This is a genomic window from Bradyrhizobium uaiense, assembly GCF_010811875.1.
GTDB lineage: Bacteria > Pseudomonadota > Alphaproteobacteria > Rhizobiales > Xanthobacteraceae > Bradyrhizobium > Bradyrhizobium uaiense.
Map to the genome: position 1 here is coordinate 27330 of NZ_VKHP01000005.1, position 21723 is coordinate 49052.

The 21723-nt window shown below is 64.9% G+C and carries 19 protein-coding genes; 15 read left to right on the forward strand and 4 right to left on the reverse strand.

The window, feature by feature from the left end; translation table 11 throughout:
* Positions 1–47: 47 nt before the first annotated feature.
* On the reverse strand, positions 48–626 hold the full coding sequence (locus tag FNJ47_RS02285; protein WP_163150198.1) for a hypothetical protein: 579 nt from the start codon (positions 624–626) through the stop codon (positions 48–50).
* A 276-nt stretch (positions 627–902) separates the two neighbouring features.
* Between FNJ47_RS02285 and FNJ47_RS02290 the strand changes: the two genes are divergently transcribed.
* The 4 genes from FNJ47_RS02290 to FNJ47_RS02305 are packed head-to-tail and all read left to right on the forward strand — an operon-like array spanning position 903 to position 6187.
* Positions 903–2027 (forward strand): DUF4384 domain-containing protein, encoded by a 1125-nt coding sequence (locus tag FNJ47_RS02290; RefSeq protein WP_163150201.1) that lies wholly within the window; start codon positions 903–905, stop codon positions 2025–2027.
* 29 nt (positions 2028–2056) lie between these two features.
* Positions 2057–2998, forward strand: a complete 942-nt coding sequence (locus FNJ47_RS02295; protein ID WP_163150204.1) for an OmpA family protein — start codon at positions 2057–2059, stop codon at positions 2996–2998.
* A gap of 41 nt (positions 2999–3039) precedes the next feature.
* A complete protein-coding gene (locus FNJ47_RS02300; RefSeq protein ID WP_163150207.1) occupies positions 3040–4650 on the forward strand; it encodes a caspase family protein in 1611 nt (536 codons plus the stop codon).
* Between the two features lie 16 nt (positions 4651–4666).
* Complete coding sequence (locus FNJ47_RS02305) at positions 4667–6187, forward strand: trypsin-like serine protease (protein WP_163150210.1); 1521 nt, start codon at positions 4667–4669, stop codon at positions 6185–6187.
* Positions 6188–6789: 602 nt separating this feature from the next.
* On the opposite strand, the gene FNJ47_RS02310 is transcribed toward FNJ47_RS02305, so the two are convergent.
* The 3 genes from FNJ47_RS02310 to FNJ47_RS02320 form a co-directional block, all read right to left on the reverse strand.
* Positions 6790–7461 (reverse strand): hypothetical protein, encoded by a 672-nt coding sequence (locus FNJ47_RS02310; protein WP_163150213.1) that lies wholly within the window; start codon positions 7459–7461, stop codon positions 6790–6792.
* 253 nt (positions 7462–7714) lie between these two features.
* Positions 7715–9823, reverse strand: a complete 2109-nt coding sequence (locus tag FNJ47_RS02315; RefSeq protein WP_163150216.1) for an ATP-binding protein — start codon at positions 9821–9823, stop codon at positions 7715–7717.
* Positions 9823–10248, reverse strand: a complete 426-nt coding sequence (locus FNJ47_RS02320) for an STAS domain-containing protein (protein WP_163150219.1) — start codon at positions 10246–10248, stop codon at positions 9823–9825. Before FNJ47_RS02320 ends, FNJ47_RS02315 begins: the two co-directional genes overlap by 1 nt.
* Here FNJ47_RS02320 and FNJ47_RS02325 point away from each other — a divergent pair.
* The 11 genes from FNJ47_RS02325 (at position 10237) to FNJ47_RS02375 (ending at position 20131) form a co-directional block, all read left to right on the forward strand.
* Entirely contained in the window at positions 10237–11196 is a 960-nt protein-coding gene (locus FNJ47_RS02325; RefSeq protein ID WP_163150222.1) for an anti-sigma factor antagonist, read from the forward strand. The genes FNJ47_RS02320 and FNJ47_RS02325 overlap by 12 nt on opposite strands.
* Positions 11197–11323: 127 nt before the next feature.
* Positions 11324–12550 carry a PP2C family protein-serine/threonine phosphatase gene (locus tag FNJ47_RS02330; RefSeq protein WP_163150225.1) on the forward strand — a complete coding sequence of 409 codons (1227 nt, stop codon included), beginning with the start codon at positions 11324–11326 and terminating at the stop codon, positions 12548–12550.
* Complete coding sequence (locus tag FNJ47_RS02335; protein ID WP_163150228.1) at positions 12547–13524, forward strand: ABC transporter substrate-binding protein; 978 nt, start codon at positions 12547–12549, stop codon at positions 13522–13524. Before FNJ47_RS02330 ends, FNJ47_RS02335 begins: the two co-directional genes overlap by 4 nt.
* 266 nt (positions 13525–13790) lie before the next feature.
* Positions 13791–13937 (forward strand): DUF1127 domain-containing protein, encoded by a 147-nt coding sequence (locus FNJ47_RS54595; protein ID WP_430649346.1) that lies wholly within the window; start codon positions 13791–13793, stop codon positions 13935–13937.
* Between the two features lie 63 nt (positions 13938–14000).
* Positions 14001–14141, forward strand: coding sequence for a hypothetical protein (locus FNJ47_RS54600; RefSeq protein ID WP_163150253.1), 141 nt, complete (start codon positions 14001–14003; stop codon positions 14139–14141).
* A 66-nt stretch (positions 14142–14207) separates the two neighbouring features.
* The gene (locus tag FNJ47_RS02350; protein WP_163150256.1) at positions 14208–16721 is read left to right on the forward strand and encodes a sensor histidine kinase; all 2514 of its coding nucleotides are present in this window, start codon (positions 14208–14210) and stop codon (positions 16719–16721) included.
* Positions 16722–16987: 266 nt separating this feature from the next.
* Positions 16988–17218 (forward strand): hypothetical protein, encoded by a 231-nt coding sequence (locus tag FNJ47_RS02355; RefSeq protein ID WP_163150258.1) that lies wholly within the window; start codon positions 16988–16990, stop codon positions 17216–17218.
* 232 nt (positions 17219–17450) lie between these two features.
* A complete protein-coding gene (locus FNJ47_RS02360; protein WP_430649344.1) occupies positions 17451–17858 on the forward strand; it encodes a response regulator in 408 nt (135 codons plus the stop codon).
* A gap of 75 nt (positions 17859–17933) precedes the next feature.
* On the forward strand, positions 17934–18881 hold the full coding sequence (locus FNJ47_RS02365) for an ABC transporter substrate binding protein (protein WP_163150260.1): 948 nt from the start codon (positions 17934–17936) through the stop codon (positions 18879–18881).
* Positions 18882–19340: 459 nt separating this feature from the next.
* Entirely contained in the window at positions 19341–19571 is a 231-nt protein-coding gene (locus FNJ47_RS02370; protein WP_163150262.1) for a hypothetical protein, read from the forward strand.
* Positions 19572–19573: 2 nt separating this feature from the next.
* Positions 19574–20131, forward strand: coding sequence for a CPBP family glutamic-type intramembrane protease (locus FNJ47_RS02375; protein WP_163150264.1), 558 nt, complete (start codon positions 19574–19576; stop codon positions 20129–20131).
* Positions 20132–21723 lie beyond the last annotated feature (1592 nt).

Below are 21723 nucleotides of genomic sequence, written 5' to 3' on the forward strand. Positions count from 1 at the left end.
TGGTGCCCGAGGGGCCGGCGGCCGAACCGGCGCAGGGGTCAGCACGGTCATGCGGACATTCCGGGCTGGAGTTCCAATCGCAGCTGTCGAATCGATGCGCCGAACATCGCCTCGACGATCCCTTTCGAGCGGATCACCACGGTCCCATGCGGCGTGCGGATGCGTTCCAGGAACCCCGCCTTCGTGAAGGCGACGACCAACTTGCGGCACGTCTCGGTCGACATGATCGTAACCAGGAAGCGGGCAAGATTGCTCTGATCGAGGCTGCCGCGCGAGCTGCGCCAGACGTCAAGCAGGCGAGGCATCGTGTCGCCGGTGAAGATCGCCTGCAGCAGGCGTTCCGAGGTCAGATTCATGCGCCGCATCTTCTCCTCGTCCTTGAGCACTTCGGCGAGATAGCGATTGTGCATGTCGGCAAGCGCGTGGATGTCGTCGGTGTCGTAGAAACCATTCGCCTTGAGGAGAAAGAAGAACTCGCAAAGGTGATAGGAGGACTCGAGCCGCAGCGCGTTCAACACATCGGCGCTCTGGTCGACGCTTGCCGCGCAAATCTCCTCGTTCAGCTGCGCCCGCGCGTGGCGCATCCGTTCCAGGAGATTGAGATCGGCATCGAGCTCCGTGCCCATGATCGTCGGCTTGCTATCCATTATCAGGGGTGGACGTAAGGTGCATGGCGGTGGCCTCCAATTCAATGGGAGGTGTACTTAATCGTGGTGAGCAGGGGAAGGGGTCCGCGCCTTCTCACATTCCGGGCTTTCCTCTAAGGCTGCACAGGTTGTGCGGGCTCGACGTCGCAGGGCTCGCACCACACCGAACGCATCCTCGCAGGTTGTCGAACGGGTTCTGGCAAGCTGCGAGCTGGAACACGATCGAGGATCGAATCGCCCCGACCAGGAGATCCCATGTCCAAGCCTGTCCTCTTTGCACTCGTGGCTGTCGCCTTGACGGTTGGTCCGGCAGCTGCGCAACCCCAGCTCGGTCAGGGCACCGAGCGCCAGCTCAGCGTGCAGCAGGTTCAAGCCTACAACGCGACGGGCCCCAGCAACACGATCCAGCTCGAGGCGAGCTTCGACCGCCCCAGCGGGCTGTATGCGAATGGCGAGCACGTCCAGCTTTCGGTTCGCACCAGCGAGGACGCCTATGTGACGATCGTCACCGTCGGCCCGACGGGCAAGGTGACGCAGTTGTTCCCAAACGAAAGCCAGCCGCAGTCCCTGGTGCGCGCCAACGCCCCGCTGCAGGTTCCGGCCTCGCCGAGCAGCGCGCAGATCGTCGTTGGCCCGCCCTTCGGGTCTGAGCTGATCAAGGTGGTCGCCACGTCGCAGCCGAACGGCTTCGTCGCCGCGAACCAACTGAGCGGCACCGGGGCATTTCGCAGCGTCGAGGCGAGCGTCGAAGATCTGATGCGCAACCTTACCGTCGCGGCCGCGTCGGCGCAGGGAGGCAAGTTCGCGCAGCAGAATCTGGTCCTGCGCACGGTCGCGCAGGCGACGCCGGTCGCCGCGCTGCCGCCTGCGCCACCGGCTCAAGTCGCGCAGGCCGCCGTGGCTCTGGCGCCAGCTCCGACCGCGCAGGCCGGACTGGTGCCGCAGATGAACAACACGCTGCTGCTCGCAGTTGCGACGGACAAGCAGACCTACCGCGTCGGCGAGCGCATCACCTTCGCAGCGACGACCCAGACCGCCTGCTCGCTGACGGTGTTCGACGTGGCGGCGAACGGCCAGGCGCGCCAGGTGTTTCCCAACAAGAACGCGACCGGCAACGCGATTCCGGCCGGACAGCTGACGGTGGTCTCGGGAGGTTCCGCCTCGACCGTGATCGATGCGCGCGGGCCGGTCGGCACATCCACGCTGATCGCGGTCTGCTCGACCGACGCGACTCCGGCAACCGTCGTCGCGCCTGACCAGACCAACATCTTCACCGCGATGCCGTCGCTCGAAGGGCTGCGTACCGACCTCCTGAATGTCTCGCGTCGCCTGCCGAGCGGCACCTCGATCACGTCTGTCAATCTGACCATCCAGCCTTGACCGAGCAGAGGGGCGGCCGGAGAATCACAATGCCAAAACCTTCCATGGTTATGGGCGCCCTGGTCGGCATCGGTCTCGCCGGGACGATCTATGGCGAAACCGTGAGAGCGGCGGATTGCACAAGCTTGCTTGCGCGCTTCAATACCGCGGTGCAGGCGCGCTCGCTGGAGGATGCCAAGAAGGCCGAGAGTGCGATCGCGGGCGACGCCGTGTGCGGTGCGTCGCTGATCCAGGTGCAGAACACCCGTGCGGCGCTCGAGCTTGTCATTGCCGAGGCGCTGCCCGCCAATTCGCCGCAGCGCGAGGCGCTGACCGTCGATGCCGACAAGCCGCAAGTCTCGTGGAAGGCCGCAGCCGTGCTCGGCGCGCAGCGCTTCGAGCAACGGCGTTTTGCCGATGCGGCGGGCACCTACATGCGCGCAATCGAAATCATCAAGGACGCGACCAAGACGCCGCATGCGCCGGCTCCCGAGCTGATCAATGAGATCCTCGACCGCGCCACGCAAGCGCGCCTTCTGGCCGCGAACGAGCAGGCGCCCGGCTCGGTGTTCGTCGCTTCCGCGAAGGATCATCGCGACGGCAGCGTCGGAGGTGTGATGTCGGAGGACGTTCGCGGCTTCCATCCGGTCTCGATTCCGCTGCCGATCCGCTTCGATTTCAATTCCGCACAGCTCTCGCCGATCGGGCAGCAGGCCGTGAACGAGCTTCTTTCGGCAATTCAGCAGCAGCATCCGGCGCAAATCATCCTGGTCGGGCATACAGATGCCGTTGGTTCGGACGAATACAATATGCGCCTGTCCGCGGAGCGGCTGAAGGCGGTCGAGCGCGCGCTGCGCGAGGCCGGCGTGTCGCAACCGATCCAGGGCGTGGCGATGGGCAAGCGCCAGCCGCTGCGCGTGGTCGATCCCGGCTCGCTCACGCAGGAAGACATCAACGCGCTCAACCGGCGCGTCGAATGGCGGCGGCGCTAGTGCCGGCTGGTTCACAGTTGGGCGCGCGGGCTAGAGGCACGGTGTCTTGGCTGAAATTGAGCAGCACCGCCGGTCTCCTGATCGGACTGCAGGCGGGGATTGCCGACGCCGCCACATTGCAGAGCCCCACCGGCGGCCCGGTGCGTGCGCTCGTCATAGGGGCCGATGACTATGTCGCGGAGCGCCACCTCAAGGGGGCGGTCGCGGATGCGAGCGATCTCGCCGGCGCATTGCGCAAGGCGGGTGTGAGCGACCTGACGGTACTGCTCGACCGCCAGGCCACGCGGCAGAGCGTCATGGGGGCGCTGCAGCAGATGACCGCCAATGCGAAACCCGGCGATCTCGTCTTCATCAGCTTCGCGGGTCACGGCGCGCAGTTGCCCGAACGCACCCCTGGATCGAACCCGGACGGCATGGACGAGGTATTCGTTCTGCCCGGCTTTGAATCAGCCGGGCCGGGAACGGCCGAGCGTATCATCGACAAGGAGCTCCATGCCCTGCTGCAGCGCCTCGAGCAGCGTGGTGTGTTTACGCTTTTCGTCGCCGATACCTGCCACGGTGGCGGGCTCGTCCGCAGCGTCGATGAGCGCGCGACCGACATCAGCTACCGCCAGGCGAGTATCCTGCGTATCGAAGCGGACGAGTTGCAGCCGATCAACACCCCTGCAGAAGCCATGCTCGATGAGACGAACTTCGAGAAGCTCACCTTCCTCGGCGCCGTCGACAAGAATTCCAAGGCGCCGGAAGTCCGCATCTCCGGCCAGCCGACCTTGCGCGGCGCGTTGAGCTACGCGGTAGCTCGCGCGATCGAGGGCACGGCGCCGGCGCTGATCGAAGGCGGCGTGGTCAACCGCAAGCGGCTGTTCGAGTATGCGCGACAGCTCGTTTCGCAATATTCCGAGCAGCGCCAGGTCATCACGGCCGAGCCGCTACGTTCGGCCGCGCTGATCGAGGCACCGGCCTTCAGGCTGCTCGCTGCGGCGCCGGCGGCCGGCAACGCGCTGCTGCCCTGGAAGGACGTGCCGGTTCGCATCCGTTTCGCCGGTGGCCCGCGCGAAGCGGTTGCGCTGGTCACGCCGGTGACGACGCCGTTCAAGATCGTCGGCGACCGTGAGCCGGCCGAACTCATCTGGGATAGCCGTTCCGGCGACGTCGTGAGCGATACCGGCAGCATCATTGTGCTGGGCGCACCCGAACGCGATCTTCCCGGCATCGTCGACCGCACGCGCGCGCTCAGTGCGCTGCAGAAGCTGGCGGAAGCGCGACCGCAGACAATCGTGCTGCAACCGAACAATGCGGTGCACCGCAATGGCGAAAGCGTCGCGTTCGAGGCCGACGGTGTGCGCGGCCGTTTCGTGGTCGTCCTCAATATCAGCGGCAACGGCACGGTCCAAATGCTGTTCCCGCGTGTCGGAGAGAACGACGCATTTCCGAAGGGGACATGGCGGCTTCCCTTGACCGTGAGCGAGCCGTTCGGCGGCGACACGGTCGTGGCGTTCGTGTCCGAGCAGCCTTCGCCGACGCTGCTTGATGCGCTCCATCATCTCGACGGCAAGAAGAACCCGGCACGGGTCGTCGAGCTCCTCGAGCAGGAGATCAAGCGCGCGCCAGGTGCAAAGATCGGAATGGTCGGGTTGTTTACCACTCCCTGAAGTGAGGCGAGAACTCATGTCTCTCAAGCAAATCGCGGCGCTCGTCGGTCTCATCATCCTGGTGCTGCCCTTGCCGCTGCGCGCACAAAGCGCTGTCCCCACGGCTAACGACGACGACTACGAGGAGAGCATGCGCGTGGTCGGCGGCAATCCCGCCGAAAACAATGCCTGGCCATGGCAGATCGCCTTTTTCCAGCGCCGCGCCTCCGATGGAGTGTTCACATTCTTCTGCGGCGGATCGGTGATCGCGTCGCATTGGGTCTTGACCGCCGGGCATTGCTTTGCCGGCGGCCGGCTCGGCCCAGACGACGTGCTCGTGGTCGAGCAGACCAACATGATCGCGCGCAGTCTGCCGGGCGGCACGGTGCCGGCGGATCGCGGCCGGTCCCTGAAGGTGCAGCGCATGATCGTGCACGAGGGCTACGATGCGGAGTCGCACGAAAACGACGTCGCGCTGGTGCAACTCGCGACCCCGGCGCGCTCCAAGCCCTCGAAGCTCGCGCGCTTGCCGTCGCCGATCGAAACCGAGGGGCGGCTCAGCACGGTCACCGGATGGGGCCTGTTGAAGTCGCGCTATTTCGATCGCGAGAAGAAAGTGTGGATGGATTCCGACACGCGCCAGCCGATCCCGGACGGTCAGGAGAACCTCTATCTCACCGAGTCGATGATGCAGGTCGACCTGCCGCTGATCGATCACGTGGCCTGCCGGCAGGCCTATCAAGGTGACCGCGGGCGCGGTATCGACCGCCGCACCATCTGCGCGGGCTATGCGGAGGGCGGCAAGGACGCCTGTCAGGGCGACAGCGGCGGACCCTTGGTCACCAAGGACGAACAGGGCCACTATATACAGATAGGCGTGGTGAGCTGGGGGCTCGGCTGCGCCCGCGCCGGACGGCCCGGCGTCTACTCGCGCGTGTCGGCTTTCTCCGGCTGGATCAAGCAGCAGACCGGCAGTGACGTGTTCACGGCTGCCGACGCCGTCGCTCCGGCCGCCGTGCCGGTCGCTGTGCAAACCTCGATCGCGCATTCGAACGAGGCCAACCTGCGCATCGGCGTTGCGCCCGGGACGACGTTGCGCATCGGGCAGTCGGCGCAAATCCGGGTTGATTCGAGCCGCAGCGGCTATCTGGTGCTGTTCGACGCGACGCCGGATGGGAAGGTGACGCAGATCTTCCCGAACAAGCAGTCGCTCTCCAGTCCGGGCAGCGGCGGAAATCAACTGCGCGCGGGAGTACCGTTCCAGATTCCGGACCAGTTCGCAGGCTTCACCTACATGATCGACCCGCCGGTCGGCCAGGGTACGCTGATCGCGGTGCTCGCCGACAAGCCGGTCACATCGGTCGACGTCCCGCCGATGCCGCGTGCGCTCGGCGAGCCGGAGGATGCGGTCGAATATATCGGACGCATCGCCGACGAGCTGATCGCGCGCGATCTCAATCTGGTACCTGCCGCGCCCGCGGCGCCGGGGGCTGGTCCGCAGAGGCCGCCGAACACGAACTGGTCGATGGCGTCGCTGCGCTACCGCGTAGTTCCCTGAGCGGCATGCATCGCAAGGGGTGGGCGCGGCGCACCACAATCAGCAACACGCGCCAGGTGCGATAACGTCAAATCGGCGGAAAGACAAAAGCGAGATGACGGAAAGCATCGTCATCTCGTTCCATGAGCAGGTCGAAGCCGTAGCCGCGGCGGATTGCGTGCGCGAATCCGCCGTCCGAAGAGCTGCTATTTCGACTTCGTCTGGTCCTCGCCGTTATGGTCTTTGCGGGTGGTAAGCGCGTTGATCATGCCGTTCAGAGCGTCCTTACTCGGCTGGCCGAGGAGGACATCCCTGCCAATCCACTTCGCGACCGGCGCAGCGTTGTGCTCCATCACATGGGGCAAGTCCTTCGAAAAGAAGTTGCCGATGTTGTCGAAAATCGAATCCGGTTGCGCGCCGCCGCCCTCGCCGGCGCGTGTCTTCGGCTGGGGCGTGGCTTGGGTGGAGGCTCCGGCGGGATACGACCAGGGCTCAGCGCTAACCGGTTGAGCCAGCGATCAGAGCAGGAGGGCAGCAAACAGAAAAGGCGACGGGTTACGCGAAGGCCGTAACTCGCCGCCTGATGGATGCCGCCGATGGCGGCGAAATGGGGAAAGCGATGGCTAACGACCGCAGGAGATCGTCCGGCGATAGATCGCACGGCTCGGGACACGCACCACACGGCACCACATTCCGGCGGGCCGAGAATTGAACGCGAGCGGGCGTCCCGACGCGTCGAACAGCATCATGCGGCTCTCGTTGGCGGGCTCGTTGTCCTCACTGTCGGCCAGCATCGCGCGCTGATCGTCGCTGAAGGTTTCCTCGGAGTCCTGCGAGCGGAAGGCGCCGGGGTCGAACCCCTGCTGCTGCGGGAAGGCGCCGCCGTACTGCGGATTGATGAACGCGCCCGAATTCATGTAGGCAGTCGGGCGCGAGATGAAGGCATTCATCGTGTCCTGCCCGAAACCGCAGCGTGTCATCCTGCGGTACATGCGGCGCACCGGGACGCGGCGCGCGCGGCAGGTGAAGCCGTCCCGGACGCCGTCATACATGTAGGGCCGGCCATTGGCATCCATGATCATCAGCCGGTTGGCGTTCGCCGGATCATTGTCCTCGGCGTCGGCTTGCATCGCGCGCTGATCGTCGCTGAACTCCTCCTCGGCCTCTTGCGCGGCACGCAGCTGGTTGGGATCAACCTGGTCCTGCGCCCTTGCGATCGGGGAAGCCGCGAGAACGGCCGTGCCAAGCAACAGCACGGCGGCAATCGAAATTTTGGCGAACTGTGATGTCGACATGTCTGTCCTTTCGGCTCGGTGAGCGTCGCTGTGCCGCCCCTCGGCAACACGGTTGTGATGACAGAGCGCAAATTTCTTTGAAAGACGCCGGCCCCCCATCGGTTTGGCAGGTCGACGTCGTGGCGCCGTGGCGCGCGGGGCCTTCAATCAGATCGGCTGCCCACGCGTCGCGCGCTTTCGGTCGACGTGCAGGTCCCGCGCGATCAATCGCCCGAGGATTCGCTGACGGTCGGTGCCGGTCGCGTCGTCTCGTTCACGTCCTCAACCCGCTGGACCCGTCCGACGCTGCCACGGCCTCCGTCTCCGCAAGGCGCTGCGTGATCGCGAGAGCCTCACGGTGCAGCGCCTGCGCCTGCCCCATGTCATCGGCAAACAGGCGCGCGGAAGCGAGCGCCGAGACGCATTGGGCAAGCGCCTTTGTGTCACCGGATGGCGCGAGCAAGGCGCGCGCCGTCCGCAGCAGCGCCTCGCCGCTATCGTGGTCCGCGGGCGTGCTCGTCTGCGCGCTGTCCTGCATCAGGCGGCCCGCGCCGGCTCGCATCAGCATCTTGCCCTCGTGAAACGCGTCTCCGAGTCCGCGATAGAGGGAAGCGGCGCTGAGCGCGTCGTCGATGTCGCTCGGATCGTCGGCGTCCTTCACGTCACCGGATTGCCACGACAACAGCCGCGCCTGCGTCAGCGGCGGCGTGTCCGCGGTGACGCATGCGCGGGCGCGCTCGACCCAATGCCGGTGCTCCAGCATCAGCCCGAGCTCGGACCAGATCACATGACTGCAGCCGACGAGGTCGAGCGCGATGTCGCGGCTGCCGTCCGGACCGAACGCAAAGGTGAGCGCGGTGCGCAGATTGTCGACATCGGCGCCGTAGCGCGCCAGCCAGAGTTCGGACGCCGACGTCTCGAAGGCTCGGGTCGCCTGCGCGAACCGCTCAGCGAAATAGCGCGCGTGCCGCCGATGCCGGTCATGCTGCTCTTCGGCGGCAAGCCGATCGAGCGCGAAGTAGCGCGTCGACTCGGGCATCCGGTAGCGCGTTTCGTCGTGGCTTCGGTCCGGTAGAATCAGCGATTTCTCGACCAGCGAGATCACGAGGTCGAGCACGTCAGCGTGCGCGGCGTCGGGCTCGGCGACTGCCACGATCGAGGCGAGCGAGGTCGGGCCGGCGCAGACCGCAAAGCGCCGCAGCATCTGCTGCTCGGTGCGATCCAATAGCTCGTAGCTCCATGCGATCAGTGCCTGCAGGGTCTGGTGCCGCGGCACCGCGGTACGGCTGCGGCCGGTGAGCAACCCGAAGCGCTCGTCGAGCCCACTCGCAAGCTGCCGCTCGGACAGCACGCGCAGGCGCGGCGCCGCAAGCTCGATCGCCAGCGGAATGCCGTCGATGCGCCGGCAAATTGCCGCAACGATGGCGGCGTTCTGGTTGGTCAGCGCGAAGCCTTCGCCGAGCGCGGCGGCGCGCTCGACGAACATCTCTACCGCGCCGAAGCGCTGCGCCGCCTGCGCCGTTAGGGCGTCGGTCGCGTCCGGCGTCGGCAGTGAGGGAACCCGAAACACGTTCTCGCCCGCGATCGCGAGGCGCTCGCGACTCGTGGCCAGGATCGAGAGTTCAGGGCAGGTCCGGATCAGCGTCTCGACGAGCGCGGCGCTCTCGGCAATCACGTGCTCGCAATTGTCAAGGATGATGAGGCGCTGTTGCCCCTTGAGCACGGCCGCGAGAGAACCTGCACTGCCACTCGCATGGCCGAGACCAAGCACCTCGGCGACCAGTGCGGCAACGAGGCCGCGGATCGGCGCTAGGTCGACGAACCAGACACCGTCAGGATAGGCGGGCAGCGCCTGCCGGCCGGTCTCGATCGCCAGTCGTGTCTTGCCGACGCCGCCAGCGCCGGTCAGCGTGACGAGGCGATGGCGCTTGAGGTGTTCTTGCAGAACGCCAAGCTCGTCGCTGCGACCGATCAGGCGGGTCAGCAGTTGCGGCAGATTGTGCGGAGCGTCTTTCGGCTCGACGGGCACGACCGGTGGCACGACAGCGCGCGCAACATCTTCCTGCGTGACCGGCGCCACGAACCGATAGCCGCGGCCTGCGACCGTCTGCAGGTAACTCTTGCCGTCCTCGGTCTTCCCGAGAATCTTGCGTAGCGCCGAGATGTGCACCGCGAGATTGTTCTCTTCGACCACGAGGCCGGGCCACACCGCGCTCATCAACTCGTCCTTGGTGACGAGCTCGCCGTGGCGGCGCACCAGCGCGAGCAGCACGTCGAGCGCGCGCTGTCCGATCGTGACCGGCACGCCCTGCGCCAGCAATTCGTGCCGCGCGGCGAGCAGCCGGAATGGACCGAACACGAAGCTTATTGCGTGCTGCGCCATCAGACCAGGTCTGAGCCGAGCGCCGAGAGCGCGGCGCTCTCGCTCGTGACGATCGGCGCGAGCGCATCGAAGCGTGCGATGCGTAGCACTTTAGCCACATCGGCCTGCGGGCACAGGATGACGAGTTTTCCGCCCTTGGCGGCGCAAAGTTTGGCGCCGACCAGCAGCAAACGCACGCCGGAGGATGACAGTATCGTCACGCCCGACAGGTCGACCACAACGGCGCGCTTTTCGGTCGCAACGGCGTTGAACGGCAGCTCGATCTCGATTGCGCCGGAGGAGTCGAGCCGACCGGAGAGCACGACCTTGCTTCCTTGTCCCGGCAGGTCTTCGAACCTGATATCCATTGCCCCAAAACCGATTCCCGCTGTTGTGGTGGTAGCATGAGCCGGCCGTCGCGGGGGTAGGTTTTCATGGGGATTCATAACTTTTCATACGTCAGCCAACGCCCAACGCGCGCGCGGAGCCTACAGTACGGGCGACGCGAACCGCTCGGGCCTGCCGGTTTCCCGGCCGGAGCTCGCATTTGGACATGTCATTGGTTGACGAAGCCACACCTTTCGGCTGAGCTGGCCCACGTCCCGGAAACGAGCCTGATGCTGCATTGTGAAACTCGCATCGAAAGCCGCCAGGCGGAATTGCGCAGGATCGTGGCGCTTACCGAGCAATTCGGAACCGAGAACTGCCTGCCGGGTACGGTCGTCAACGACATCCAGATCGCGCTCGACGAGACGCTCAGCAATATCGTGGTCCACGGCTACGACAACCCGGCGAGCGGCACGATCGTGGTTCGCCTCGCCTGCCAGAACGGCGAGGTGTGCATCGAGGTCGAGGACGAAGGCCAGGCGTTCGATCCGCTACAGGCTCCGCTCCCGGATCTCACCGCGGACCTGGCGCAGCGTCAGGTCGGGGGAATCGGCATACACATCATCAAGAGCCTGATGGACACCGTCTGCTATGACCGCCGCAATGGCAAGAACCTGCTGCGCATGATCAAGCGCTTGCCGGCGCGTTCGTATGAGCGGCAGCCGAACTCGATGACGCCACCTCCTACTGAGGGCGTCGCCGTCCTGGCGCCGCACGGGCGGATCGACACCGCGAGCGCAGAAGGCTTTGGCGACCAGATCGTCGCCTTGATCCGGGCCGGCTGTCGCAGCGTGGTCATCGATCTTTGCAACATCATCTATGTCAGCAGCGCCGGCTTTCGCGCTATGCTGCTCGCCCACAAGCTGATGCACAAGACGAACGGCAGGATAGTGATCTGCGGCTTGTCCCCGGAGCTGCGACGATTGTTCGAAATCGCGCATTTCACGACGGTCTTTGCCATCTGCGGCACGCGCGAGGAAGGGCTGGCCTGGGCGGAGCCCTGCTGATACCCGGGAGGACATGGTGCGGCCCAGCAATCTGATCTACGGCATTGCCGGCAAGCCGCCAGCCGTCCGAGCCCTCTGCAGGGCGGAGGGGGCCCTCCCCGCCATCCACTTCCAGCACTGAAGAATTATGACCGCACCTGTAACGACACCTGGCCCGCGCATCCTCGTCGTCGATGACAATGACGACAATCGCTACACGCTGACCATGTATCTCGACCTCGAGGGCTACCAGCACGTCGTCACGGCGAATGATGGCGAGGAAGCGGTGGCGCTACTCGAAGCCGAGCCGTTCGATCTGGTGCTGCTCGACGTCATGATGCCGCGCCTCGACGGCTTCGGCGTGCTCGCCTGGCTCAAGGCCAAGGGGTGGCTGCATCATCTGCCGGTCATCATGATCTCGGCGCAGAACGAGATTGAAAACGTCGTGAGCTGCATCGAGCTCGGCGCCGTCGATTACCTGACCAAGCCGTTCAACAAGGTGCTGTTGCGCGCGCGGCTCGGCGCGAGCCTGGAAAAGAAGCGGCTGCGCGATCAGATGCGTGCGCATCTGGCGCGGCTCGAGCGCGAGCTCGACGCCGCGCGTGCGCTGCAGATGGGCATGGTGCCGCAATCCTTTCCCGCGCCCGGTGCGGCGTTTCCGTGGGACATTCATGCCAGCATCGCGCCGGCGCTCGAGGTCGGCGGCGACCTCTACGACGTGTTCCGCGCGCCGAACGGAGACTTGTGCTTCTTTATCGGCGACGTTTCCGGCAAGGGGATGCCGGCGGCGCTGTTCATGGCGCGAACGAAGAGCCTGATCCGTGTCGTCACCGAGCTGACCGCGCGCGAGGAGCCCCCCGATCCGGCCGCGATCATCACGCGGGTCAATGCGGAGCTTTGCGACGGCAATGACGCGGTCATGTTCGTCACGCTGTTCTTCGGCGTGCTGTCGCCGGGCGGCATGCTCAGCTATTGCAATGCCGGGCACAATCCGCCGTACCGCATCGCCGGCCGCAACATCACGCCGCTTGTGGAGGCGGCCGGCCTCGTGCTCGGCGTCGAGCCGAGCGTTGCGTATCGGACCGCGCACGCGGAGCTCGCGCCCGGCGAGGGGTTGTTTCTCTACACCGATGGCGTGACCGAGGCCGTCAACGCCGTTGACGAGCCGCTTGGCGAGGCGCGGCTCGAGGCCGCATTGGCGGGGGTCGCATCCACGAGCTCGGCCATGGTCGCGGCGGTCGCGGCCGATCTGGCAGCTTTCGTGCGCGAAGCGCCGCGCTCCGACGACATCGCAATGCTGGCGCTGCGGCGCATCCCGGCAACGCTTGGGCTTGAAGTGCCGGAAACCGTGCTGGTCGACAAGGTCATCGAATGAGGCGACGGGATTTCATCGCCGCCCTTATCGGTGTCGTCGCCGCTCCCTCGCTTGCGCGCGCACAGCAGAGCGGAAAGGTCGCGCGGCTCGGCCTGTTGCTGCCTTTCCCGGCGGTGAACTCGGATTTCGCCCAGTATTTTCGCGGGGGCATGCGCGAACTCGGCTGGGAAGAAGGGAAGAACTGGGTGTTCGAGACGCGTGCCTATTGGCGCGACCTCAGCGCCGTGCCGGGCTGCACCGAAGAGCTGATCCGCGCCAAGGTCGACATCATCATCGTGGTGACGCTGCAGGTCGCCCTGGCAGCACGGCCGGTCGCCGGCGATACGCCGATCCTGGTGGCGGTCGCCGGCGATCCGGTGCGCGTCGGCGCGGCGGAAAGCCTCGCACACCCGGGTGGCACGATCACCGGCCTTGCCACCATGTCGCCGGAACTCGCGACTCGGCGCGTGCAGCAATTGCGAGAAATCCTGCCCGGCGCGACGCGCCTCGCCCTGCTCGGCGAGCCGGGTACCCCGCTCATGCCGTTGATGCTCGACGCGATCCTGCCGGCCGCGCGGAGCCTTGGATTCGTCGTGCGCGTTTTCGACGTGCGCGCGCCGGAGGGCTTCAAGGCCAGCTTCGAGACGATGCGGCAATGGTCGGCCGATGCGGTCATCGTGCTCGACTCTGAGATGTTCTGGCGCAACGGGCCGCGGCTGGCGGCGGCGGCGACGACGGTCAACATGCCGATGGCCTGCGGCTTCCGCGAGATGACGCGCGCAGGCTGTCTGTTCTCCTACGCGACCAACATTCGCGAGCACTTTCGCCGCGGCGCCACCTACGTCGACAAGATCCTCAAAGGTGTGAAGCCTGGCGACCTGCCGTTCGAGCAGCCGACCCGGTTCGAGCTGATCATCAACCTCAAGACCGCCAGACAGCTAGGTGTCACCATCCCCGACACGCTGCTGACGTTGGCCGATGAGGTGATCGAGTAGCGAGTCTCGTGAGTGGTGCATAGTGCGGTCACCATCGGACTTTTTCCTATCGCGCTGCTCGCCCCCGAATTCATAACAATTCAGACACACCCCAAAGATTACGGAGGCGTATCGCGCCATTCTGCTCCCATGAAAGTCGCCCCGGCGCTGTCCTGCGCCGTAACCCCATAAGGAGCATCGTGCCGATGGCCAATCCGTTCGTCGGGCAAGAAGTCGTCAACCATCGCATGCAGCGCAACCACGTCCGCGTCGTCGATCTGCTCGCCATGGCGTGGCGGACCGTGACGATCTGGAGCAATCGCGCGCATCACCGCCGCGTGCTCGGCGAACTCGACGACGACCAGTTGAGCGATATCGGCGTATCGCGCGTGCAAGCAGCCGAAGAGGTACGCAAGCCATTCTGGCGGAGCTAATCTGCGGTAATTTTGGATCAACGCCATGGCCGCGCAATTCAATGCCTGCCGGGCCGGCAACGATTGGCCGTTTGTCAGACAGTCGTCCTGACGATCGCCTGCATCCACGTGGCCGGTCTCCTGGCGATCGGCGCGGTGGTCCGGCAGACGGGTGGAAAACTCGAGCCGAGCGCCGACATGGCGCAGATGCGGGCGACGCGGTGATCTGCGCGGCCCGTCGGGAACTTATTTTAAAGACAAAGCAATCGAGCGTGTTAACGTGGTGGCCCGATGACAGTAATGGGCCACAGCGAAGAGCGCAGCGCCGCTGATCCTGCTGGGGCGACGGACACGTCGTCGCTCGATGGAGCCGTGCGGCCGCGCCGCAGACGGCTGTTCGTTAAATACGCAACACTGTTCGTCGCGGTCGTCACCGTCGCGTTGCTGTTCAGCGGCGTGTTCGATGCGCTCTCCTATTATCGCGAGCATCGCCGGGCATTGGTCCGCATTCAGCGCGAGCAGGCCACGGCCGCGGCCGGCAAGATCAGCCAGTTCATCACGGAGATTGAGGGCCAGCTCGGTTGGACAACGCAATTGCCCTGGTCTGCTGGGGTCTTCGATCAACGCCGCTTCGATGCGCTGCGGCTGTTGCGGCAGGTCCCTGCGGTGACCGAGCTCGCCCAGACAGACGCCACCGGCAAGGAACGTCTGCGCGTTTCGCGGATCGGGATGGACGTGATCGACAGCGGGCTCGACTTGTCGCGCGAGTCGAAGCTCACCGAGACGGTCGCGCGGAAGGTCTACTACGGGCCGGTCTATTTCCGCGGCGAGTCCGAACCCTACATGACCCTCGCAGTCGCGGGTGCACGGCGCGACGCCGGGGTGAGCATCGCCGAGGTCAATCTCAAGCTGATCTGGGACGTCGTCTCGCAGATCAAGGTCGGAGAGGGTGGCCACGCCTATGTGGTGGACTGGCAGGGAAGGCTGATCGCGCATCCCGATATCAGTCAGGTGCTGCGCAATATCGATGTCTCGCAGCTTCCGCAGGTGCGCACGGCGCTGTCGCGCGGACCGCGCGGCGATGCCAGCCAGCCGGACACATTGAGCCAGGCAAAAAACCTTCGGGGTGAGATCGTGCTTACCGCCTCGGCGCCGATCAATCCGCTCGGCTGGCATGTCTTCGTCGAGCTGCCGATCAGCGAGGCCTATGCGCCGCTCTACGCGGCGCTCTATCGCCTCGGTTTGATCGTGCTCGCCGGCCTGATCTTCGCGGCGCTGGCCGGCATGTTCCTGGCGCGCCGCATGGTCGGACCGATCGAGACGCTGCAGCTTGGCGCTGCGCGCATTGGCGCCGGCGACCTCTCTCAACGTATCGCGGTGAAGACCGGCGACGAGCTCGAGGCGCTCGCCGATCAGTTCAACGACATGGCCGGCCGCCTGCAGGAGTCTTACGCGGATCTCGAGACGAAGGTCGAAAGCCGCACCGCCGAACTTGAACGCTCGGTCGCGGAGTTGCGCGCGCTCAGTGAGGTGACACGCGCGGTGAACTCGACGATTGACTTGCAGACCGTGCTGTCGACCATTCTGGCGAATGCGATTTCGCTCGCCGGCATGGAATCCGGCGGAATCTATGTCGTCGATCCGGCAACACGAAAGCTTCAGTTGCGTGCGGCGCACGGCATCACCGCCGAGGAGCTCGCGCTGCTGCGCGCGCAACCGGACCACGAGCGCCACCTGCAGCGCCGCCTGGGGAAGGACAATCACGCCCGCCCCTTCAATGTTGACATTCACCTCGAGCCCGACACGGAGGTGCGCGCGCTGCTCTATCGCATCGGCATTCTTGCGCCGTTGACGATTCCGTTGCACGATCCGGCGAACGGCACACTCATCGGTGCATTGGTGGTGAACCAGCAGGCGCCCGGTCAGATTCCGGCCGAAACGATCGAGCTGTTACAGACCTTTGCGGCGCAATCCGTTCTGGCGATCCGCAACGCCCATCTGTTCGCCGAGATCGAGGCGAAGGGCCGCCAGCTCGAGCTCGCGAGCCAGCACAAGTCCCAGTTCCTCGCCAATATGAGTCATGAGCTGCGCACGCCGCTCAACGCCATCATCGGACTGACCGAGATGCTGGTTTCGAGCGCTGCGCACTTCGGCACCGAAAAGGCATCCGAGCCGCTGCGCCGGGTGCATCGCGCCGGCACGCACCTGCTCGCGCTGATCAACCAGGTGCTCGATCTTTCCAAGATCGAGGCCGGCAAGCTCGATGTCGCGCCAGAGCGCGTCCATCTCGCGAGCTTGCTCGATGACGTGCTCGGCACGGCGCGCCAGCTTGCCGAGCAGAACAACAACAGCTTGAGCCTGCGCGTGCCGGAGAAGCTCGGCTCGCTCACGGTCGATCCGACGCGGCTGCGCCAGATCCTGCTCAACCTTCTGAGCAACGCCTGCAAGTTCACCAAACAGGGCGAGGTGACGTTGAGCGCGGGGCGTGTGACGACGGGTGCGCGCGACTGGATCACCTTCACGGTCGCCGATACCGGCATCGGCATGACGGCGCAGCAGCAGGAGCGGCTGTTCGAGGATTTCAGCCAGGCCGATCCCTCGACAGCGCGCCGTTACGGCGGCACCGGGCTCGGGCTCGCGATCACGCGCCGGCTCGCGCGCATGATGGGTGGCGACGTGAAGGTCGCAAGCGAGCCCGGCAAGGGCTCGACCTTTTCGGTCCGCCTGCCCGCCGGGGCAGGCGGTGAGGAGCAGGCAGCCGAGCCCGCGCCACATCGAATGTCTGGTGGCGCTGCTGATCCATAACGGCTTCTCGAATCGGTCCTCTCGCAACGCGACGGTCGCCTGCGCCTTCTAACCCCGACCGCAACGATGCTCTCGCACGACCGGGACTGGCTTGCCGCCAATTATCTGCCGTTGCAATTGAATGTTCCCCGATCCGGGCTACGGCGAAGTGATGCGATACGATCCGGAGGTTCGGCACGCACCGCGTCGAACGGCGATCAGCGTCTCTGGGCACGGCGCCCGGATTCTGGGCGGCAATCCGGACATGATGCTGTTCCACGAGCGCGATGCCGTTCAAGCTCGCCCTGATGGCCGGCACGCCGGGCGGCCGCGCCGTCGAGCTTGACTACAAGGACATGGGTGCGCGTTTCGGCGTATCGCGCACCCATGTGCAGAAAATCGTACAGGACGCAGCGCGCGGGACTGGTCGCGGCGACCGGTTGTGGCAGACGTTTCGTCGCGCTGACGCCGGCGATCAGGCGGGATCGCTTTATCGCCGAGAGCATGTCCGGGCGTGACATGCCGTTCAAATATCGCGCGGCGTGACATAGAGGCTGTCTCGCGCGTCGCTTGTTGGTTGCGCAGAGGTTCCCAGCTGACGCAAAATGTTGTAACGCCGCTCGGGTGGCTCTGCTAAATGTAGCCCGTGGCAGAGCTGTTCGGGGCATTTATGACATTTCAGGATTGCTCAAAAGACCCGGAGGCGCCAGCGCGCCGCGCTCATCAGCGGTGCCGACTGCCGCGAATATTGTGCCCTGGGGCGCGACGAGGACCGTAACAGCCGTGCCGAAAATCCTCTACGCCGAAGACAACGAGGACAACATCTACCTCATCCGCATGCGCTTCAACCTGTTGGACGCATACCAGTTGCTCGTCGCCGAGGACGGCGAGAGCGCCATCGCGGTCGCGCGCGCCGAGCGGCCGGACCTGATCCTGATGGATCTCGGGCTGCCGGTGGTCGACGGCTGGGAGGCGACGCGGCGTCTCAAGACCGATCCGGCGACGCGCGCCATTCCGATCATCGCACTCTCTGCCCACGCGCTCGCCGGCGCGCGCGAGAAAGCGCTCGCCGCGGGGTGCGACGAATTCGACACCAAGCCGGTTGAATTCGATCGCCTTCTGGCGAAGATCGAGCATATCTTGCGAGAGCGACGGTGAGGTCGTCCGCGCGACACGATGCGACCAAGATAGGATCGAATGAAACGCCGCGATTTCATGACGTTTCTTGCCGGGGTGGTCGCGGGCTTTCCGCGTCCGGCGAGTTCCACCAGCCGGCCGCGCCATATCGGCGTGCTGATGGGCGTCGATGGAGCCGACGCCTCGGCGCAAGCGCGCGTGGCGGCGTTCCGCGAGGCCCTCGCCGAGCTAGGCTGGACGGAGGGCCCCAATCTTCGGATTGATGTCCGCTGGACAGCCGGCGACATCCAGCGCATGCGGTCCGAGGCGGCCGCGCTGGTCGCGGAGGCGCCTGACGCGGTCCTGGCGAGCGGCACGCCGGCGATCGCCGCGTTGCGCGACGCGACGACGACCATCCCGATTGTGTTCGTAACTTACGGCGATCCAGTCACGCGCGGCTGGGTAGCCAGCCTCGCGCAGCCCGGCGGCAACGTCACAGGCCTCGCCAATTTCGAGGCTTCAATCGGCAGCAAGTGGCTTGAACTGCTGCGCGAGATCGCTCCGCACATCGCGCGCGTCGCGCTCCTCTCCAATCCACACACCGAACCCCCCTCACTGTTCATAAAATCCATCAAGACGGCGGCGACCGCTCTCGGCATCGAGGCGCTGACGGCGGACGTTTACGATGACGGCGAGATCAGCCAGGCCATCAGCAATATCGGCCGCAATGGCGATGGCGGCCTGATCGCGCTACCGGATATATTCAACACGACGCATCGCGCGACGATCATTGCTGAGGCAGCGCGCCATCGCGTTCCTGCCATCTACTCGCTGCGTTTTTTCGCGCTAGCCGGTGGACTGATCTCGTACGGGATCGACAATCTCGACGTCTACCGGCGCGCGGCGTCCTACGTGGATCACATTCTCAACGGTGCGCGGCCGGCCGACCTGCCGGTGCAGCTACCGAGCAAGTTCGAGTGTGTGATCAACCTGACGACGGCCAAGGCCCTCGGTCTCGTCATCACGCCGAGACTGCGGGTGATGGCGAACGAAATGATTGAGTAGTCGGCGACCTGGGTCCACACACCGACCCGATGGATGGCGGTTGTCGCGGCTGAAGGGGTCCGCAGGCTTCTCGCCTTCCGCGCAGCCGGATACAGAACCATCGTGCCGCGATTCATGACAATTAAGATTCGTCCCAAGGCCTGGCCCGACCATACGCGGCATGCTGTTCGGGTGACAGCCGGCAGGCGAGGTCTCAAGCGCTCCGCGGCCCGAACGATCGGCGCGCGCGTAACACCCGCTCGCCCGGTCTGGTTTGCATGGTCGTCATTCCCGATGCGGTGCGATCGAGGTCGAGATTCATGACGTTTCAGCACGCTTCATGACCGGCACAAGGACGACAGCGCGGGCTTGCACGAATCTGCCTGCATGGCGGCGGAATGGGCCGTGACCATGGGACCAGCGGCGCGCGCAGTATTGCCGCCTGCGCGGGTTCAACGGCGTGCTGAGCTGGAGCATCGAGTGTCGGAGTGCGAGGAAATCATTCACTTCGGGAAAGAAAGCGGCGCGCCGGCCGATCGGTCTGGAATGGCGCTCGCCGCAGGGGACGCCGGTTTCCGTCCGTGGGGTGCCTGGACGTCGCTGTTCTGGGTGGCGGCGGCCGAAGTCATCCGCGCGCTGGTCGATCTCGGCCTCGACCGCGCGCCGCTGCCGCGAGTGCTCGCATCACGCTCTCGTGGGTCACGCCATTGATCGTGCTGCTCGTCGCGGTGCGGATCGCGCGCGAGTCATTTGCCACGTATTGCAATTTGCGCAGGCCACACGGCGCCGCTGTTGCGCTCGCGGTCGGAACGTTTCTGGTAGCCGAAATCGTTTTGCGCGGCATACCGTATCTGGCGACCGGTAGCCTCAGAAACAACCTTCCGGTCGAAGACTACCAGGCGATGATCGCCCCCGGCATGTGGCCCTGGTGGTACGTGTTGAAGTACTGGCCTGCGGCGATCTTTGCGCCGCTGGTCGAAGAGACGGCCTATCGCGGATTCCTCTGGCGTGGCCTTGCCGCTTCGCGGCTCGGCCATGGCGGTTCCCTGCTCGTCAGCGCGCTGTTCTTCGCTGCGGTCCACTATCACTACTACATCCAGGGCGGCCAAGTCGTCCTGGGAGCGCTGATCAGCCCCTTCATCTTCGGCTTGATCTTCGGCTTCGTGCGTTGGCGCAGCGGCAGCACCATCGCCGCGATGATCACCCACGCGCTCGGGAATATCGCACTTTCCGTGCTGACCGTGCTGGCCGTTCGGCACGGTTGGCCATGAGGGCAGCTCGGTTCACCGCGCATTCATCGAGGGAGTGTCGCCCATGGTGCGATCCAGGTTCTTGCTTGCCGGCGCTGTGTTGGCCGTGGCAGCACCCGTGCAGGCCGACGAAGGCATGGCTCTTCGATGCAGAATCTCCCACGGGCCTGACGATCCAAGGCGCTCGCCGAGAGACCGATGCGCAGACAAGGAGTGCAATCGTGCCTAGGCCATTGCGACACCTCATTGTCCCACTGGCGCTCACATTGTTGGTCGTGAACGGCATTCGATCTGCGTCCCATTCGCACGACTTAGCGCGCCGCGACCGGGTGGCCGAAGAATCCTCGCCACTCCCGGGCGTGTTTCAAGGTCCAGGAGAAACTTGCGATTCATGGACGGATGGCTGCCGCGCTTGCGCCCGCCACCACGATGGGACGATTGACTGCTCCAATGTCGGGATAGCATGCATACCACACGAGATCAGGTGTCTCCGCCGGAGCGCTACACCGCTCGGACGACCCGATCATTGATCGATATCGACGTCGCCCATGACCATGATCCGAACAGCGACCAAAGAAGACCTGCCCGCCAACGCCACCATCGTGGTCGATACCTGGCGGACCATTGCGCCCGGTAACCAACGGCTATCGTAGCTTCCCATGGTAGCCGAACTTGCGATTTGTCGGCCAACCCTGACACGAGACAGGTGCAGCATCTCACGCAACGCGCCGAGAGAGGAGCCGCCACTCGGCATCCCGCAGGCAACCGCCAAGAGCCGCATCTTCTACGCGCGGAAACAACTGGCCAAAATTCTCATGAGCGCCGGTTTCGAGGCGGAGCGCTACTGCCGCCCGCACGAGATCGCAGAAAATCGAAATCTGGCGTAGAAGATCCTGGGCCCATGACGTCGCGCTTCTCATCGGCGGCCGAGACTGCGAGGCGCGACGCGTCTATCGCGGTGAGCTAAGCGATCACGCCGCCAACCGCCGAACATGGCAGGAAGTGCAGGCGCCGGAACCGACGGTGCTCGCTATTCGCCGCGATGGTTACCGTCCCTGCCTGCTCTTTTATTTTTGCGCGCTACAACCAAGCGTCACGTTGTTGGTATTTGTGTTGGTATCGGCTGCAATTTCCCCACGAAAACGATTTTGAATTCAATTACTTACAACAATGGGCGATTGTTGGCCAGGGGTACCATGTCGAAAACATCAATATAAACAAGAGCTTAATCACCCCCCCTAGTTCGATTCCATATCTTTGGGAAAATTTCGGATCTCGCTGAAAACACCGGTAAATAGTTAGCTCCAGCTGTCCAATTTGTTGGTATTTTTGTTGGCATCGGGAAAATTTAACGATCGATGCGAATTTTGCTATTCCGAACGATGGAATCGAGCAGTTGGCCCGCAGGAACGATGGTGCGGGCGCCATCCCCAAGCAGATCTGATCGACCTCGATTGCCACGCCGCGCGACCGAACTTCGACATGGGCGTACGGATCGCTCGCGCTTTTCGGCTCGCGCACGAAGCTCATGCAGCATTGGTTGATCGGATCGACCAATGGCCCCATCCCAAGACGGCGATGCCGATCAAAGGAGGCGCGCAGGAGGTTCTCGT

What these genes read in the sequence shown, in the direction of transcription:
- FNJ47_RS02320 (WP_163150219.1), bottom strand. Translation starts at nt 10,248, where the DNA reads ATGAATCCCCATGAAAACCTACCCCCGCGACGGCCGGCTCATGCTACC.
- FNJ47_RS54595 (WP_430649346.1), top strand. Translation starts at nt 13,791, where the DNA reads ATGGCGTGGCGGACCGTGACGATCTGGAGCAATCGCGCGCATCACCGC.
- FNJ47_RS02310 (WP_163150213.1), bottom strand. Translation starts at nt 7,461, where the DNA reads ATGTCGACATCACAGTTCGCCAAAATTTCGATTGCCGCCGTGCTGTTG.
- FNJ47_RS02285 (WP_163150198.1), bottom strand. Translation starts at nt 626, where the DNA reads ATGGGCACGGAGCTCGATGCCGATCTCAATCTCCTGGAACGGATGCGC.
- FNJ47_RS02290 (WP_163150201.1), top strand. Translation starts at nt 903, where the DNA reads ATGTCCAAGCCTGTCCTCTTTGCACTCGTGGCTGTCGCCTTGACGGTT.
- FNJ47_RS02305 (WP_163150210.1), top strand. Translation starts at nt 4,667, where the DNA reads ATGTCTCTCAAGCAAATCGCGGCGCTCGTCGGTCTCATCATCCTGGTG.
- FNJ47_RS02350 (WP_163150256.1), top strand. Translation starts at nt 14,208, where the DNA reads ATGACAGTAATGGGCCACAGCGAAGAGCGCAGCGCCGCTGATCCTGCT.
- FNJ47_RS02315 (WP_163150216.1), bottom strand. Translation starts at nt 9,823, where the DNA reads ATGGCGCAGCACGCAATAAGCTTCGTGTTCGGTCCATTCCGGCTGCTC.
- FNJ47_RS02295 (WP_163150204.1), top strand. Translation starts at nt 2,057, where the DNA reads ATGCCAAAACCTTCCATGGTTATGGGCGCCCTGGTCGGCATCGGTCTC.
- FNJ47_RS02325 (WP_163150222.1), top strand. Translation starts at nt 10,237, where the DNA reads ATGGGGATTCATAACTTTTCATACGTCAGCCAACGCCCAACGCGCGCG.
- FNJ47_RS02335 (WP_163150228.1), top strand. Translation starts at nt 12,547, where the DNA reads ATGAGGCGACGGGATTTCATCGCCGCCCTTATCGGTGTCGTCGCCGCT.
- FNJ47_RS02355 (WP_163150258.1), top strand. Translation starts at nt 16,988, where the DNA reads ATGCCGTTCAAGCTCGCCCTGATGGCCGGCACGCCGGGCGGCCGCGCC.
- FNJ47_RS02330 (WP_163150225.1), top strand. Translation starts at nt 11,324, where the DNA reads ATGACCGCACCTGTAACGACACCTGGCCCGCGCATCCTCGTCGTCGAT.